Source organism: Paenibacillus sp. FSL H8-0315, from assembly GCF_038005365.1.
GTDB classification, from domain to species: domain Bacteria; phylum Bacillota; class Bacilli; order Paenibacillales; family Paenibacillaceae; genus Paenibacillus_AQ; species Paenibacillus_AQ odorifer.
In genome coordinates this window covers 5985123-6002068 of sequence record NZ_JBBOTA010000001.1, presented here as the reverse complement: position 1 = coordinate 6002068, position 16946 = coordinate 5985123, and the positions used below count along the sequence as shown (strand labels likewise).

Here is a 16946-nt window from a genome sequence, read left to right as displayed (position 1 = left end):
AATCCGATTGAACAAGAAAAAGCGGTCCGCTACATTAGTTGTTATCCTGTTTTCAGCTGGTGTGCTTGCAGCCAGTGCGCTGCTCGTCCCCAGCCTGATGGATTCCGTAGTTTTCGCCAAGAACAGTTCATCAATTCAGGGCAGTAACCAGCTGGCTTTGAGTGAAAGCACGATACCCGTGCTGAAGGTGGAGGCGCCGGCGCCAGTATCCACCATACAACAAGACCTGTATCAACAGATGACAGCGGCGCAAATCCAGCAAATCTATGACTTTATAGACAAGGCAGAAGATCCCCATACTTCAGGTCGGGAAGAAACCGAATCCGAAATCAACCGCAGACAAGTGTTGGACGATAAGTATGTGTATGACGGCCTCCGCCCCAAGCAGCAGCTGCCGTTAAAGGCTGGACAAGCAGATTTGTATCTAGATTTAGAAACCAATACGTACACCTACCCGGAGAGGAGTATGACTGATGAGGAACTGTTACAGCTGATTGACTGGTACTACCGGCTGAATTACTTCGTGTCCAAACGAAATCCGACTGTACCTCAGCTTCAGCCTCAGAAAATCAGCCAGGTTGAAGCTGAGGCACTGGCCTCTGACAGTGTGCGCAAGCTGTTCGATGCCGACGTGTCCAAGCTAAAAACATCGGGAATGCTGATTGAGCTGGGACTAACCAAACGTCCAACCTGGACAGTTCATTTTGCTCCTTACAAGAATCTTACCCTGCTCGGATCAGGCGAGGTATTCTGGGAATATGATGTGTTGATTAATGCAACAACCGGTGCCGTAGAGGATACGACAGCCATTAATTTGGCACTGAAGAGAACTCCCATCGACGACGACGCAGCCGGCACCATCCAGAAGGATGCCAGTTGGATTCATAAAGCCGTGCAGGTCATCACGGACAAGCAGGGAGAAACAAGAACCATTGTCAAAGCTTATCTAACCGATACCGAGTTTAACAACAAACGCGGGATGGTGGATGTTAAACTGTTGCTGGAAGATGGAAGTAGCTATACCGCGGAGTTCCGCTATCCCGATCAGACCCTTCGCTGCCTAATCTATGAAGCTTCTGACAAAGCCAATTAAGCGGAAACGTTACAGAAATACAGCAGTTCGGGGCACCGCCGCCACACTGAATTTTTCAAGACCAGTTATTAATGTAATTGTGAGTATTGCGCGATCACCAGATGGTTCTGGTTCAGGTTGATCTGCCTTCTGAGGGGTAGCTGATGCTTCTTTTGAAACTTAACTTTCCATTATTATTCAATGTAGTAACTACATAAAAATTGGTCTTACCGTTAGAAACAGATATATCTAAAAACCTATCTTATTACCAAGAAGCACAGTAGATGAAATATACAACATTAAAGGTGCTGTCTCTAAGAGCAGTATCTGTCGATATGGTGCAGAGGTTACAATTATAGATGAGATCGGATATCCATATGAGTATGGTGTCTGTAAAACAACCTTTCTGTGATGCTTTAAAGTAATTAATATTTATAACTGTCAAACCATTTCATGTGTAGGTATGACTATGTTCGAAGGTTCCACCATTTGTAAAATCTAGTGGCCCAAGCATTTCCTACTGTGCATCAAATCTCAGTCGAATGAATAGTACTCAGCAGCCTAAATCTTGTAAATATTAACATTTGATTATAAAATCAAACAAAGGCGGTGTTAACAATGAGATTAGTACTGTTCATGTTGGCTGGAGTAGGCGCGATTTTCTATCTCTCATTAGGAATCATCATTGTAAAGGTAATCCTTACAAGAAAATTACCAAATAATAATTACACTCCATTTGACTACATCACGGCCCAATCTCCTGTTGAGTTTCACGATGAGAAAAAAGAGATAGAAGAAAATGCAGACCATGGTGATGATAAGGACAAAAACATCATTTCATTATCAAAACGACGACCTTCTCTTCCCTGATGTGCAATAGGCTGCTACTTCTTCATAGCCTTTGGGAGCGGATTTCTGTAACCTCCTCTATCCCTTAATGTCATGTATCTTCGTACTACGTTTCACTCAATCATTTTTTGTTAAAATAAATTTAGATTTTGGTAATTTGTTTAGAGAGGAATTAATGATTTGAAAATATCTATCCAAACATTCTTAATCACCATGTCTTTGGTATTTGGAATTATCATCGTACAAAAAAGCCTTCAATTAATTTTTTCATCTTCGGTACTTATTAGATCACTAAATGTTGTAATGATTATTATTCTTTCTGGCTGTATTGGCGCTTTTATAAGAACATTACTTCTGCCAAAAGAGAAATAGGCTGCATTACCGCTAGATAGCCTCTATACTTCGCAATATGCGTCTACTTCGTCATGACCTTTGGAGGGACACTCCTACTCCTTTAATGTTCTGTATCTTCGTACTGTGACATAAAAAAACTCTTACGTTATAATAGTGTTGAATTAAATATTGAAGGGACTGAACTATGCGCAGATATCGATATCTTAACCCCAAAACAAATAGATAATGGAGGTAATATATTGATTACAGAAATACAAACCAAAAGACTAATATTAAGAAAAATGAAATTATCTGACTCTGCTAGTTTGTTTAACATTTGGTCTGATCCTGAGGTTACAAAGTTTATGAATATCAATAGTTTCACTGAGGAAAGCCAAGCAGTAGAAATGATTAAAATTCTTAATAACCTGTCTTTGGAAAGCAAAGCTATTCGTTATTCCATAATTGAGTTAGAATCAAATCGCATAATTGGTTCCTGCGGTTATAATTCTATAGATTCTTCAAACGCTAAAGCAGAGATCGGATACGATATTAGTAAAGATTATTGGGGCAAGGGATATGCTCCTGAGGCCATTCAATCTCTGATGGATTATGCGTTCAACACTTTAAATTTCAACAGGATAGAAGCAAAAGTCGAACCCGAAAACAATAATTCCATCAGAGTTTTGCAAAAGTTAAACTATACATTCGAAGGAACAATGAGAAAGTGCGAAAAGTCCAAAGGAAAGTTTATTGATTTAAGCATTTTCTCAAAATTAGTAACAGAGTAACTTTTAATGGGTGGGCCTACATTTTTATGGTGTAGGCTTTTTATTTACTTCACGTTGCTCAACTCAACTAAATGAATAGTTTGCGGCTACTTCGTCATAGCCTTTGGGAGAAGAGGGATACTCCTACTCGTCTAATGAACTGTATCTTCGTACTGTGTATTAAGTAGAGCAACTGTTGTCACATCCTCCAAACGATGTACACATTCTTCCAGTTTGTACTCACAAAACATAATACGGTAAATGATTTAATCAATAGCAACCTTTTAGTTTATGTCGTAGCTGCTGCTATTCTTGAGGCATTACATAATCTATATGACTTTTTATGTGGCCATCTAGAGCGGTAATCTACTACTACCAAAGCTTTCCCAGGCACACATCATGGCGCAATAATGGATAGATTTACTCTATTGGTCCCTATTAATCATCTATTTTTTATATGGAGCACTTAATTGACCATCTATTGATTACATTGTATAATACAGGTATATTATGTAAAATAAAGGCAGGTGAGGCCGTTGGATGGAAATATCGATTTAGATTTAGATATAAATCTTCTAGATCTTGATCCAGCCGTAAAAGTTCTTAAAATGATATATTCTTTTGAAAGCTGGCCCAATCTTCTAAAACTAGCAGATACCTTTTTCAACCGAATAACTCAAATTTATAATAATTACACACACAATAATGAACTGGAACTAAAACACCAACGACCTTTAATTTATTATTATGGATACAGCTTGCTTATGTTGGGACTAGCCCACAAAGAAATCGAAAATTATGATAAAGCTCGAACTTACATTAAAGCTTACAGTGATTTGAGTTGGTTCAAGGGATTAGATGCTGAAGGATTAAATGAGGTAGCCTATTATAAGTACATATCAGAGCCAAATCTCTTAGAAGTAGAAGTGCTTTCCGGAAATATTCAATTCATAGATCGTTATGTTTCTTTCCTTTTATCCAACACTAAAGAAGTTCTACCGGGACTGATAACTTTGTTAAAGACAGCTACTAATTTCAATTTAAACATTGAATCTCATTTAGAACTTTTCTCTAATAGTATTTCAAAATTTGAGGATACCGCTGCTGATGAAATTATAATAAATTCCTACCAAGAAACTTTTTTTATTAATATGATCAGATATAAAACAAAAATTCAAGATTATAATTCAGCTATCAAATATAGCATGAAATTATTAGATTCTGCTGAGGTCACAAACTCTGATAAAATCTTTAAACAAGCAGTAGTATACTTCGAATCATTACGTTCATATGCTGATGCTACTCAGATTAAAGATTTTGAAGAGAAAATAATAAATTTCAAAGAAAGGGTTGAGTCTCTATGAAAAAATTTGCCGTCTCTTTATTGTTGGTCCTCACCATCGTCAGCATTGCGCCAGCACTGCCAAGTACCTCACCAGTGGTCTTATTCCACGGAGCAGAACATTAATATCAGAAGTACAGCGCGGGTTAGGAGATTGCTCCTAACCTGTTTTTTATGAAGTGAATTATGTAGTTATTGCAATAACATCCTCCATCTTGAACCAATCCCACTCCTCCTCCGACCAGCGGAGTTTAATTCCCTGTTGTTTATCCAGTTTCATCACGATACCTCGTTTTAATATATTCTCCATGGGATCAAACAGAGTGAGTGTAATCGGGCTGTGCTCTTCCATCGAACGATATAACAATATTTCAAAGCGCTCTATCTCCTGTAAATCTAGAATAGGCTTTTCACGACGTTCCTGCTCATTATTGTCATCTATAATCCGGTTTTTATGTTCGGGCAATATCATTCTGCTACACTCCCATACGTTCTCTAATTTTTTCATCATGAAGCTGCCCTCCTAATAATCCGTCCAGTAGTTCGTTTTACTACCATCTATCCCCCATTGGAGTTCTTGTGGCTCTGACTTTCTCTTTTTAAACCTAGGGTCAATCCTTTCCCAGCCTTCAATAATTCGGGCGCTCTCTGGTGGAGTGTGTGGGGTCCATTCTATATATTTTTCGTTAACTAATTCCCTAAGCCCACTAATGATCTTATCTGGTGTCCGTCCACTCTTGATCTCTAACTCCTGTAAAGTTGGCATATGAGCATGATGCACAGCAGAGTGTCGCATGATCATTAGTAGCTTTCGGGCGGTGTCACTAAGCATAGCGCTTTTTTTGCACAGGCTGCCAAGCAAGAATATTAGCCTCCAGAAATACGCGCGGAGCTCCGGTTGATAAGCAAGTTGCGCGAATATATCCTCCACGAATCCCTTTCACATCAATTTTACGTTGAGATATCTTACCTGATTTATCTTGGTACACTATTTCAATGGTTTGACCGATGCTTATTTGCATAATTATTCACCTTCCAAAGATAAGAACATTTGTTTGTATTATAACCAAACGTACGTTCGTTAATCAATGTAAAAATATCCCGCCAGGCATGAATTATTACATACAAAGTCATCGCTCAGGTTTATAATTTGTTCTATAAGCATTTATTGCATTTCCGCAAACAAACTAAGGAGTATGAGTGTTTTTTATATGTTATAGGGGGAAACGAATATTAGGACCGATGACTGAGGTTGAAGCTATGCGTGAATGGTTTACTCTCTCCGGTACAGTGAAGGAGATTTATATTATTGAGGTAGATGAGAACGATAAGGTAAGACGCCAGATCGGACCCACTAAGAAAAAAAAGAAATAAATATAAAGGGAAAAAACGTAAAAACACCCCGCCGACCTATTAAGGTTGACGAGGCTGTTTTTATTTTTAAAAAGGAAACTGAGTAAGCGAGGCTATTAACAGTACAATCCCAACAATCGAGGATAGCACAGCCATTTTATCTTTAGTTTTCAAATACAATGCCGCTCCATTAAATATTAAAGCTCCGCACATCCCCAGCATAGTCCAAGACACTATCACTTGATCCTGGCCGCGGAAAAATGTGATTCCCAGAATGATTGTTGCTGCACTGAATAAAATACCGCATACTCTTAGTACTTTCAGCAAAATGATCACCTCCGAAAAATAAAACACGCTAATCTAATATATTGGTTCCGCCATAAATTATAATTCATAGATTACTATTCCTATATCTGGTAGAATTAACTAGCAATTATTAGCAGATTTAGGGGGATATCAGATTGAACAAAAAAGCTTTTTTATGTATCGTGGCAACTATTGTAATCCTTTCAGGATGTGGTAGTTCCACAACAAATTCAGAGAAAAAAAATACAACGTCTACAGGAGTTACACCGTCCGAAGCAACAGCCAGCCCTTCAGAGCCCACTCCTGAGCCAAAAAAGAAACTTACAGCTTCCGAGAAACTGGCTCTCAACTATGTGGAGATTTTCCTCAATGGTTCAGATATCGAAGCGAAAAAGAAATTCGTATCCGAAAATATACTTCCAGATGTACAACCCATTTTCCAAATGGCTGAATCTACTGAGACACCCGAGAATAATAAACTTAAGAACCCTACAGTAATTGAAACAGCTGATTATACGGACAAAGATGGCGGAAAAGATAAACTCGTGCTTATCCAAGGTGAGAAGTCTTCCTCCAATAGCGAACTTATCATTTTTATTAAAGATGACAAAGTTGGTTGGGGGTATTCGTCTAATGACAAAGATAAGGATGCATTTAACGAAGTGAGGAAACTCTTCAAGGAACCTGTAATTAATACTTCAGATTCAGGTAATGCAGGTACAACTGAACAGTCTCCTGAAGCGATGCTTAAAGAAATCAGTAATTTTGTCGTTTCAGATATTTGGAATGATGGATTTGTTGATATCAGCTGGTATGCAGGTTCTGGAACTGGCTCTACGGGTCAAACAATAGATATAGATTTTACAATCGAGCAATTAGGAAAAGCGATGAACCAAAAAATGGAGTACGATAATTATATCAACAACCTTGATGCAAAATATGATTCAATTAAAAGCATCTGGGCTAAGCTCTCAAGTGAGATGGATCGTATGTACAAACAAATCCAAGATACGCCTCCTATTGCAAATGATGCAACCACCAAAATAGATACAGGAATATTCACCCAGTACTTGGAAGCCTTTACTGATGAGGTTAACAAATTACCTAATACTTAGATTAAAAAATAACGTCCCTGCCGGCCGCCACGGTTAGCAGGGATTTTGTTCGGCTTTAATGGCTTGCGACTCAAAATAGTAATCCACCAGCGCATAGATGAAACCAGCAATACCGAAAAAAATAATAGCTGTACTACTATTCAAATGGTATTCCCGTATAAAGCGTTCATCGTACACCTCGTAAAAGAAACCATATCCCGCAATACCACTCAATAAGAATATCATTATGCGGTTTACTAAAGGATTAACTATCTTTCGAATAACCCATGATAAAGGAAGCAGTATAACCGGGTAAAGAAGAACTGAAAAGAGGAACACCAGAAAAATAAAAGCAAACCCAATGTTTTGAAAACCGTAATATTCTGTTGTACTTATTTTAGTTCCTTCCCAAAGCTCCAATCCAAAGGCTGCCAGGGTGAATAAAATCGTCGAAATAAACCATAACATTATAGGCTTAACTGCACGCAAAACAATCCCACCATCTTTATGCTTTTTATACTTACAGCCGATTTTTCAAATCATCATTTCGCACTTGGTTTAGATGGATTACCTTTTTACCTTGCTGAATAATTCTTGCATGTAATCTTCCGTCATGTATTCTCTAAACTCTTTATCTAATAAGTCTATTTCATCTTGATTTATCCATTGGTAGTTAAAAATAGTCCCACAGTCTTCACCTTCTCCTTCTCCAGTGAAGCTCCACTTTTCAGGTAATCTCGTTTCTGGAATTAGAAGGTAGTCATGTCTTTCGACATTCGCATCTATAAAATCCTTATAATAATATTGTGTGCCTATTTTCTTTACTAATTTAAATTGTTTAAGTCCACTTTCTTCTTGAATTTCCCTGAATAACGCTTCTTCTTCTGTTTCCCCGGCATCGACATTTCCACCTACTAATCTAAAGGGTACTTCTGGTTCATTAAGATAGACTAATAAAGTCTTTTCTCCAACTTCATTGTCTTGCAAAATAAATCCGTATACCTTCTTTCTAATCGGTTTTCCTATCTTCATCGTGACACCTCATATCTTCAACATCTCTTCTGGGACTAAGTGGCTCTTCTAATATTGTTTTTCGATCTCCACACTATTTTTTTGTGCCCATTTATTTAATAGTGTAAAAATATCTTTTGCTTCATCCTTATTTACCTGTATCGTAATTATTTTTTTCTTTTTTCGAGCCGGAATTATATGAAAAAATATTGAAATAGGATTATGAATCACAATTTTTTTCAAGGAACCACACGTAATATTTGTTTCACCAATTACTACACTATCATCTAGTACTTCAAGTTTATGCTTTTCCTTTTGACTTTTTAACGAAATAAATAGAAAAGGAAAAACTGGCAGGACAAAAAATAAATAATAATAAACACTAAGATCAAAAAACACATTCAAACCTACGTATAAAGCATTGGCTAATAAACAATATGAAGTTAAATAAGGATATTTTTTACTATGAGGAAAAGTTACCAGCATTCTATTGCTATTGTTTGTGTCCAACATACTTACACCTCTATTCATCACCTTAATTATTTCACTTTGGATATTATATCATTAATTCCCATATATTATAGTTATGATTTCCCTTTGGAAGGGTTAATTGTCTTTGTAATATGGGTAATCCATCTTCACTTAGTCTGAATCTATGTTATAAAATCAGTATCGAATCTAAGTTTTCGAGTGGATAACCCTCCAGGGATAAATATCAAATCATAGGCTGACAGATCAGGGGAAACCTGGTTTATTTTCAACGTCAATCCTCGATCATCCGTGACTTCTTCCTTGTTGGAACAAAAATCCCACGATACATTTTCTATCGCCTTTAGAACTCCCATCCGGGTAACCGCATCGTAAAAACCAACAAAATCTAACGTGGTCATCCCATCAAATAGAATATAAGCCATCCTCATCATTTTCATTCTACACACTCCTTCGATACTTTTCGGCGAAATTCATTGGGGGTGATCCCGTATTCATTTTTAAAAACACGATAGAAAGAACGCAAACTGTTGAATCCGGAATCAAACGCGATATCCGTGACCGGATGGGTAGTGGATAACAGCAGCATATGAGCAAAGGCTACCCGTTGGCCATTGATGTAATCACGAAATGAAATGTGAAACTGCTCAGAAAAGATTCGGGAAATGATAAATTTACTAATGCCAAGCTCTCTTGAAAGCGTATTCAGATTTATGTGATCTAAAAAATGCATGTCGATGTAAGCTAGGATTTTGGGGACGAGATCCATTTCTTTTTTGTAATCTACTTTTTTCATTAGCAGTAACGGCAGCGCGTGCCCTAATACTACAGAGGTATAAGCCTTGAGCAGACGAACATCACATTGTTCTTTATATAGTTTATACAAGGTTTCCAGCAGATCTTGAAGCACCTTTTGTTTCGAAACTATAGGGTTATCCGGAACATGATTAAGCAAATCCCCCGCAAAATCCCCCGGAAAAGTGGCGTCAAAAAAGAACAGCAGGATCTGGCTTTTCTCTAGGGTTTTGTAGCTGTGAGGTTGATTGGAGAAAATAATCGCTATGTCTCCTTCAGACAAATCATACTCTTTTCCATTGATGTTGATATTGATTTTGCCGGACAAAACCATTGTCATCTCTACATTTTTGTGTAGATGAAGAGGATAAGTGTTATTGGTAGAAATAAAGGAGTGAAACGCCTGGTCACGATGCTGATATTTAATATTCATGTTTTTCTCCCTATCGTCATGGAATGCCAAGCACTATAGCTGCTGTAATACTAAGAACATAATATGAATTTGTTCGTTTACGCAAGAACCAAAGAGCAATAGTTGGCACAAAAAAAGATTTTTTTGGCAGGTAAATACGCCCTAAAAGTTTTAAAGTATTACCAGTAAGCTGCTTGTCGCAGACCAGTAACATTTCACTGAGAGGAGGAAGTATAACAGGAACAGCATTCAGCGATAAGACTGTATCCATGTTATACGTCAAAAAGATGAAACGGAAGAGTAAAAAATCAGGTAAGGTTATAGGTGTCTTATTGAGTTTTTCGGTAGCGTTTTCATTTTTAGGAGGTCACACACTTGCAGCTTCAGGGCAGGCAGACGGAGACAAAAGTTTTGCGGGTGCCTCTATTCTTGCTTTTCCTGGCGCGGAAGGTGGCGGCGCCTATACAAGCGGTGGTCGAGGGGGCGATGTATACATCGTAACTACCCTTGAAGATTACGCTGTAAAAGACAAACCGATTGCAGGGTCCCTTCGCTATGGAATTTTATCTACGCCTAAAGAGGGTCGTACCATTGTTTTTCATGTTTCCGGAACGATTGAACTGAAGAGCACGTTAAGTCTCAATAATATTAAAAACCTGACCATCGCTGGGCAAACCGCTCCAGGCAACGGAATTACCATTGCAGGTTGGGATACCAATATCAGCAATTCAGAGAATATCATTATTCGGTACACCGCTTTCCGTCCGGGTGCCACTAATGTGTATAATGGCAGTGATTCAATGGATGCGCTTTGGGGGAGAGACAACAACTACTTCCTCATTGACCATTGTTCCTTCAGTTGGAACACAGATGAAACTCTATCTTTATATAGAGGCGAAAATGGCACGATCCAGTGGTCCATTATTTCCGAAAGTCTGACTCTATCCGGGCATTCCAAAGGAAGACATGGCTACGGCGGTATTTCAGGCGGAGACAAAACAACATTCCATCACAATCTGTATGCGAACCATACCTCGCGAAATCCAAGACTAGGCGGCGGTTACGCAGGTGCTGCAGATGCTGATCATGTGGCGGTTGTTCAGTTCTCGAACAATGTAATTTACAATTGGGGCTTTAATGGCACTTATGGCGGAGGTTTTACTTTTACTAACTTTATGAACAATATCGAAATTGCCGGCCCAGGTACAAGAGATAATGTAACTAACCGAGTGATTGATGCCGGTGAAGCTACCAAGCTGGGCGGTTTCTATATTACTGGAAACAGAATTAACGGTAAGCTCACAGGCTTACTGAATGATTCTTCAGATTATGTGAAATTTTCTGGCGTACAGAGTGGTGAACAAAAGACGACCCTTGCAGCCACACCATATCTTTCCGCGGACAGTACTGGAGTTAACCATGGTATTACCAATAAAGCATTTGATAATTATGTTAAGTCCGGCGTAAAGCAAGCGAATGAATCACTATTAAAAAGCATTCTGCAACAAACGGGCGCTACCTATCCACGTCGCGATGCTATCGATGCAAGAATTGTGGCAGAAGTCGAGCAGAACTCGGGAAGATATATCAACACTGAACATGAAGTCGGGGGTTACATTTCAGACTTTGGCGTCATTGAGGCACAATATGATAAGCAATTTGACACTAATAAAAACGGAATAGACGACAAGTGGGAAAAGAAAAATAAAATCTGGGGCAGCAAGGATGCATACAAAACGGTTACTAAAAATGGTTACACCTGGCTTGAGCTTTATATTAACGGCCTAGTTGATATGAAACACGTCGCCGAAAACCCTGATGCTAAGCTTTTAGCGCCAGAAAACAATGCACAATTTGTTACCGGGAAAGAGGTCGAAGTTAAAATCAATGCTTCCCCTAGATCCGGAAACAAAATAAAAAATGTTGCTGTATATAATGGTTCTAAATATCTTGGGGAAGCAGTCAAAAAAGGCAACACATACAAATATACCCTCAAGAATTTAACGGATGCTTCATACTATATTTCTGCAAGAGTGACCGATACCCAAGGAAATGAGACGCAGACCACAGCCACTAACATCCATATCAATGCTGCTACCTCTTCCCTGACTGGAAAGGGTTGGACTACAGCAGATATCGGTGATCCGAACATTAAGGGTTCCGGAAGTATGACAAATGATGTGCTTACCGTTAAAGGCAACGGAAAGCTTGGAAAAAGTGAAGGTGGCACAGAACGATCCGAAGCAAACAATGCAACCAAAGATGACTTCCACTTCGTGTATAAAGAAATGAACGGAGATATGGAATTTACCGCGAAGCTCGAAGAAATCGGGGCCGTTGACAACCATGCCTTCACCGGGCTAATGATCCGCGATGACTTGAATAAAGACAGCGCCGCCGCAGCCCTTGGTATCTCCTATGTGAAGTTGTCCAAAGAGACCAGCTGGTCATCTTATCTGACGGGCAGAAACATTAAGGGCGGAGGATTTGATGAATTAACTGAAACTTTAGACAGCGTATCTGCTGCTGAAAAAGCTGGCATTCAACTTCTTTCAGATATTCCATTTAAAATTAATGGTGTGGAGCAAGGGTATTGGCTCAAGCTTGGCCGTAAGGGAGATGTTTTCTATGCTTACGGATCAACGGACGGAAAAGACTGGAAGCTAATTGGCGAGCGAACTATTGTTATGGATGGTTCGGTATATGTCGGATTCGCCGTTGACAGCAATGATGTCGCCAATAAGATTGAGCAACTGAACTATGCTAAGTTCTCTAACCTTACTGTGGAGAATACATTCACTCCAATAGGTGACTCAACGATAAATAAATAGTGTCTGTTCTTCTACACAGTTCCAAAAAAACGGAAGCCAGTAAAGCGGCTTCCGTTTTTTTATTAATATCCGACTGGACCAGCACAATATATTGCCTGATTCTCTGTTCACTATGGCTTTAAAGTTTTTTCTTTAACATTACTTCATCATCCTTAACATACCCGCTCAATTCATACGCTTTAATGGCTACACAATTATCTTCTCCTGTTAAAATCTTAACTGTTTTGACTCCACGAGAATAAAGCTGACTTTCCAGAAAAGAAATTATTGCAGTAGCGACACCATTCCTACGAGCTGACTCTTTTACATACATTTCAGTAATTTCACCATATGCTTCATTATAACAAAATGATTTCAAACTTTGAGCACAGCCAAAACCAACCACTTCATCCCTTAAAGTAGCCACGGCCACCACTTCATTATTGCTGTTCAAACACTTGATGATCTCCGGCACAGGACGTTTTACTCCACCATTGAACTCAAGATTTAACCTAGACAAAGCATCCGCGTCACATATCGTTGCTAGCCTAACATTTGGAAGCATTCTCTTCCCCCTCTACAATGTTCCCTTTTCAAGAACATACTCTTCATTGGAATTTTTTAAAACGATATCAAATTTATGATGATAAGAATGCATAAACAACTCATATTGCATCCTGCGCTGTTCATGGGATTTTCTTAAATAATTAATATCTGTTCCTCTTTCAGAAACATCACGTATACTCCTTCTCATCAACTCAGTTTCTCCATCCGTGTATAAGTAGATTTTCAGATCATACAAATCCGGATCAGTAAAGGCAACGCTCATGCCTTCTACAATATTTACCTTGTTTTGTGAAGATATGAACATACTTTTTGTATAGTCTGTGCCAATTGTGTAAAAATCCAACCCATCCCTCAACATATGAATGTCTCTCTCTAAAGCAAATATATGATGAGCAGCAGGATGACAAGCTGTCACTTTATCGTGATAATGTACATTCTTATATTCATAGTCGATAGAAGTGTATTTTCTAAGACTAGATTCAACAATATAGGGGTCTGTATTAATATAATTCACATCATCCTGTTGCAAAAGCTTTAAAAGATTATGAGCAAACGTTGTTTTTCCAGATGCACCATGACCCGAAATCCCAATGATGATTCTATTAGCCTCACCGCTAATCAAATTAGCTATCTTATGTAACACCTTGTCCATATTATTCGCCCCTCTCCCTACTCGATCCTATGTATTCCTTACTCCGCTATGGTTTAGCACATTAAAATCAATGGTGCATTTTATATAAAGAAACTTAATAGAAAGGGGTAGATCTTCCATGGCTACTCGTCAGCCAGATTTAGTATTGATCAGTTGGAGCAGAAATCCTTTGGTTGCTGGATCAGCACGTAGGATTATTGCCGCCCGTGTTATTGGAAATGCTGTGCCATGCAGACCTAGCTTGAGACCCAACGGATTGCTTAACACCGCTTTGGCTTGCTTATTAGACAACGATGTTGGTTTTAAAGTGGTCTTTCGTAAAAAAACTTCAAGCATTAGCGGATATATTTTGTTACAACGTAACTAATAGGTTTAGGGGGCAGTGAAAATTGCTGCTCTCTTTTTCCTGTGTATCTCATTGCACTTAAAGTCCAATCAATCCTAGAAAATGGTGTATATAATTTATTAGAAACTGAATCTGATTGAAAATGGGTGAGTCCATGAAATTACAAGCTGTGAAAAAAAGCTATGATTTAATAGTAAGCTTAGGGATGTCTTGTGCTCCTGCTATAAATCTGCAAAGAAATAGCTTGAGGAAATTCTCCATGCCGCTCGACTGGATGGTTTCTTATTCATTGGCTGATGTAAATAGACTTTATAAGAATAGATTTCAAAATTTCATGGAATTAATAAATCTGCAAATTCTTGATGAAACACATTTTTTTCTGGAGGATGGATTACCAGTCTATCCTAATGGGAATAAAAATGCACTAGTGAAATCCTATTTTATTCAGGATACTTTATATAACATTATCTCAGTTCATGATTTTCCAATCCACCAAGGTAAACACTGGTCTATAACCTATCCTTCGTATAAAGCGAAGCTGGAATTACGAATTAATAGATTTTGGGACAAGTTAATCCACAGTAAAAAAACTTTATTCATTAGATGGTTTGCCTCATATGAACAGGCTGTAGAGCTACAGTCAATTTTGTCTGATTTATTAAAACCGAACGAATTTATTATTCTTATTCTTATTCCCGTTCGTGAATCAACCTCGGTACAAGAATTAAATTGGAACATAAATAATATTTGTGTGTTAGAAGTTCCTGAGGATATGAACGATTATGATAGCTGGGATTATATTTTGAAAGACATACACGTAACTAATAACTAATTTCGCTTTGATCGATCATATGATTAATTATTTCCTCTGCTGCAAAAACATATGGATACAAATACAGCCTACTGATGCTGACCAATAAAGAAATAGGGTTACTAATTCCAAAATCGTATTGACTCCCATGCGCTGCTGGATTTACGGGTTCAGGCTCTACAAGATCATACTTCTCCATCAGCCTTTCCTTGGTTCCACTATCTACTACTGTTCCGTTTCCATTATCCGCAAGGACAGATCCCGATTGAAAACACGCCATGAATAAGACACAGCAAATGGTGAGGATCGCTAGTTCCTTTTTTCGCATCATACATCTCCTAATTCTTTCTGGGTCTCCCCTATAACTTAGAGCCGTTCAAATTATTTCTTGGGTAATCGCAGGAAAACTATGTATTCGACAATCTTGATCAGTATAGATCATATTCCATGAAAATAATGGGAGAAAAAGTCTCGAATTCTATAATACTCCTTTCTATATATAAAAACAAAAGCACCCCACAGCTAAAATTAGCAGGGTACTTTTGGATGCTTCGCCGTATTTACAATATCAACATTCCGCTGAGCGGTTTATGGAGTTGGAGTTCCGCCGTTCGCATTCAGTGTTTCGCCACTGATATAGCTAGATTCCTGGCTAGCCAGGAATACATATGCCGGAGCCATCTCCGCAGGCTGTCCCGGACGACCTAGTGGTGTGCTCGACCCGAACTCCTTCAGCACTTCCTCCGGTTGCCCACCCACAACTTGAAGAGGTGTCCATACGGGACCAGGTGCTACTACATTGACGCGAATCCCCTTATCAGCTACTTGCTGAGCGAGAGACTTACTGAATGTATTAATAGCAGCCTTGGTGGTCGCGTAGTCCAAAAGGATCGGTGAGGGATTATAAGCTTGAATAGAAGAAGTGTTAATAATGGTGCTGCCCGGTTGCATATGCTTCACCGCAGCTTTGCACAGCCAGAACATAGCATACACGTTCGTCTTAAATGTGTCGTCAAAATGCTTCGTAGTGAGATCAGCGATGTCTGGAACGAATTGCTGTTTGCCCGCGATATTGGCTAAAATATCAATTCCACCTAGCTCTTTAACCGCAGTATCGACGAGTTGTTCGCAGTATGTCTCATCCTTCAGATCGCCTGGAATGGCGATTGCAGTACGACCCGCTTCCTGCACTAGCTTGACCACCTGCTTTGCATCTTCCTCTTCCTCGGGCATATAAGATAGAACAATATCTGCCCCCTCACGAGCAAAAGCAATAGCAACAGCACGGCCTATACCGCTGTCGGCTCCCGTAACTAACGCTTTACGTCCGGTCAGACGCCCAGTTCCTTTATAGGTATCTTCTCCTGTATCAGGTACTGGATTCATTTTCTTCTGCAGACCCGGCTCCTCTTGTTGCTGCTGAAATTCCGGTCCAGCCTTAGTGTACTGAGTGGTAGGATCTTGCATCGTATATTGGTTAGACATCGATCAATTCCTCCTTTATTTTTAGAAATACATTTTTATATTTTCCGAACTCTTTGTTATGTAAACACAACAAGCACGCCTCTAAACATTCACCTTCAATAACATAGCCTTGAATAGTGCCGCAAAAATACCCCAACCACCTGTCAAGGTGGCTAGGGTATCCCCCGCCTAAAAATAAATATATGGAAGCTCACTTGTTAGTTAGGGAACGCTCCGTATAGTCTGGCGTATACATTAGATAAAGGAGTGATAAATCATGGGCTTTTTTATATTCCTCTTTGTACTATTAGCATTGCTTAATATCTTCTTTCCTCATTTGGGATGGTACATGCGCTATGGCTGGATGATGAAAGGTGATGTAGAACCCAGTGATGCCTATTTATTAATGACTCGCATCAGCAGTATAGTGGCACTTATTATCCTCTTTTTTATCTGGACTAGTTTCTGAC

Annotated in this window: 21 protein-coding genes; 9 read left to right on the top strand and 12 right to left on the bottom strand. The window is 38.9% G+C overall.

From position 1 onward, the window contains the following. Positions 1-7 precede the first annotated feature (7 nt). The 4 genes from MHB56_RS26025 to MHB56_RS26010 all read left to right on the top strand — a co-directional run bounded on the left by MHB56_RS26025 (position 8) and on the right by MHB56_RS26010 (position 4388). Entirely contained in the window at positions 8-1093 is a 1086-nt protein-coding gene (locus MHB56_RS26025) for a hypothetical protein (RefSeq protein ID WP_340012402.1), read from the top strand. Positions 1094-1690: 597 nt separating this feature from the next. Further along, the gene (locus tag MHB56_RS26020) at positions 1691-1942 is read left to right on the top strand and encodes a DUF3951 domain-containing protein (RefSeq protein ID WP_036686019.1); all 252 of its coding nucleotides are present in this window, start codon (positions 1691-1693) and stop codon (positions 1940-1942) included. Positions 1943-2514: 572 nt separating this feature from the next. Beyond that, on the top strand, positions 2515-3045 hold the full coding sequence (locus tag MHB56_RS26015) for a GNAT family N-acetyltransferase (RefSeq protein WP_076183325.1): 531 nt from the start codon (positions 2515-2517) through the stop codon (positions 3043-3045). Between the two features lie 515 nt (positions 3046-3560). Continuing rightward, positions 3561-4388 (top strand): hypothetical protein, encoded by an 828-nt coding sequence (locus MHB56_RS26010; RefSeq protein WP_076130554.1) that lies wholly within the window; start codon positions 3561-3563, stop codon positions 4386-4388. A 162-nt stretch (positions 4389-4550) separates the two neighbouring features. Here the strand turns inward: MHB56_RS26010 and MHB56_RS26005 are convergent, their stop codons facing one another. From MHB56_RS26005 to MHB56_RS25995, 3 genes are all read right to left on the bottom strand, one after another. Continuing rightward, the gene (locus MHB56_RS26005; protein ID WP_076130555.1) at positions 4551-4877 is read right to left on the bottom strand and encodes a YolD-like family protein; all 327 of its coding nucleotides are present in this window, start codon (positions 4875-4877) and stop codon (positions 4551-4553) included. A 313-nt stretch (positions 4878-5190) separates the two neighbouring features. Further along, the gene (locus tag MHB56_RS26000; protein WP_282579736.1) at positions 5191-5388 is read right to left on the bottom strand and encodes a hypothetical protein; all 198 of its coding nucleotides are present in this window, start codon (positions 5386-5388) and stop codon (positions 5191-5193) included. 418 nt (positions 5389-5806) lie between these two features. Continuing rightward, positions 5807-6046, bottom strand: a complete 240-nt coding sequence (locus MHB56_RS25995; protein ID WP_076130558.1) for a hypothetical protein — start codon at positions 6044-6046, stop codon at positions 5807-5809. Between the two features lie 134 nt (positions 6047-6180). Between MHB56_RS25995 and MHB56_RS25990 the strand changes: the two genes are divergently transcribed. Continuing rightward, positions 6181-7140, top strand: coding sequence for a hypothetical protein (locus MHB56_RS25990; protein WP_081391948.1), 960 nt, complete (start codon positions 6181-6183; stop codon positions 7138-7140). Between the two features lie 33 nt (positions 7141-7173). On the opposite strand, the gene MHB56_RS25985 is transcribed toward MHB56_RS25990, so the two are convergent. The 5 genes from MHB56_RS25985 to MHB56_RS25965 all read right to left on the bottom strand — a co-directional run bounded on the left by MHB56_RS25985 (position 7174) and on the right by MHB56_RS25965 (position 9847). Continuing rightward, positions 7174-7608, bottom strand: a complete 435-nt coding sequence (locus MHB56_RS25985) for a hypothetical protein (protein WP_081386269.1) — start codon at positions 7606-7608, stop codon at positions 7174-7176. A gap of 78 nt (positions 7609-7686) precedes the next feature. Further along, positions 7687-8151 (bottom strand): NUDIX domain-containing protein, encoded by a 465-nt coding sequence (locus MHB56_RS25980; RefSeq protein ID WP_076183322.1) that lies wholly within the window; start codon positions 8149-8151, stop codon positions 7687-7689. 48 nt (positions 8152-8199) lie between these two features. Continuing rightward, on the bottom strand, positions 8200-8643 hold the full coding sequence (locus MHB56_RS25975) for a hypothetical protein (RefSeq protein ID WP_339173492.1): 444 nt from the start codon (positions 8641-8643) through the stop codon (positions 8200-8202). Positions 8644-8783: 140 nt separating this feature from the next. Then, positions 8784-9059 (bottom strand): hypothetical protein, encoded by a 276-nt coding sequence (locus MHB56_RS25970; RefSeq protein WP_254857017.1) that lies wholly within the window; start codon positions 9057-9059, stop codon positions 8784-8786. Next, entirely contained in the window at positions 9056-9847 is a 792-nt protein-coding gene (locus MHB56_RS25965; RefSeq protein WP_340395493.1) for an AraC family transcriptional regulator, read from the bottom strand. The genes MHB56_RS25970 and MHB56_RS25965 overlap by 4 nt, the downstream gene beginning before the upstream one ends. A 311-nt stretch (positions 9848-10158) precedes the next feature. Between MHB56_RS25965 and MHB56_RS25960 the strand changes: the two genes are divergently transcribed. Beyond that, on the top strand, positions 10159-12657 hold the full coding sequence (locus MHB56_RS25960; RefSeq protein ID WP_341144177.1) for an Ig-like domain-containing protein: 2499 nt from the start codon (positions 10159-10161) through the stop codon (positions 12655-12657). 118 nt (positions 12658-12775) lie between these two features. Here MHB56_RS25960 and MHB56_RS25955 read toward each other — a convergent pair whose 3' ends face one another. After that, positions 12776-13201, bottom strand: coding sequence for a GNAT family N-acetyltransferase (locus MHB56_RS25955; protein WP_341144176.1), 426 nt, complete (start codon positions 13199-13201; stop codon positions 12776-12778). 12 nt (positions 13202-13213) lie between these two features. Then, positions 13214-13855: a uridine kinase family protein gene (locus MHB56_RS25950; protein WP_341144175.1), complete on the bottom strand. Its 642-nt coding sequence runs from the start codon at positions 13853-13855 to the stop codon at positions 13214-13216. A gap of 118 nt (positions 13856-13973) precedes the next feature. On the opposite strand from MHB56_RS25950, the gene MHB56_RS25945 reads away from it, so the two are divergent. Together MHB56_RS25945 and MHB56_RS25940 are read left to right on the top strand one after the other, a co-directional pair. Continuing rightward, a complete protein-coding gene (locus MHB56_RS25945; RefSeq protein WP_076136059.1) occupies positions 13974-14222 on the top strand; it encodes a hypothetical protein in 249 nt (82 codons plus the stop codon). 133 nt (positions 14223-14355) lie between these two features. Next, a complete protein-coding gene (locus MHB56_RS25940; protein ID WP_076141727.1) occupies positions 14356-15033 on the top strand; it encodes a DUF1796 family putative cysteine peptidase in 678 nt (225 codons plus the stop codon). Here MHB56_RS25940 and MHB56_RS25935 read toward each other — a convergent pair. Continuing rightward, a complete protein-coding gene (locus MHB56_RS25935; protein WP_341144174.1) occupies positions 15023-15340 on the bottom strand; it encodes a hypothetical protein in 318 nt (105 codons plus the stop codon). The genes MHB56_RS25940 and MHB56_RS25935 overlap by 11 nt on opposite strands. A 260-nt stretch (positions 15341-15600) precedes the next feature. Beyond that, entirely contained in the window at positions 15601-16497 is an 897-nt protein-coding gene (locus MHB56_RS25930; protein WP_076141729.1) for an SDR family oxidoreductase, read from the bottom strand. A 256-nt stretch (positions 16498-16753) separates the two neighbouring features. Here MHB56_RS25930 and MHB56_RS25925 point away from each other — a divergent pair, with 256 nt between their 5' ends. Beyond that, the gene (locus MHB56_RS25925) at positions 16754-16945 is read left to right on the top strand and encodes a DUF6199 family natural product biosynthesis protein (RefSeq protein ID WP_076130567.1); all 192 of its coding nucleotides are present in this window, start codon (positions 16754-16756) and stop codon (positions 16943-16945) included. The last annotated feature ends 1 nt before the right edge of the window (position 16946 follow it).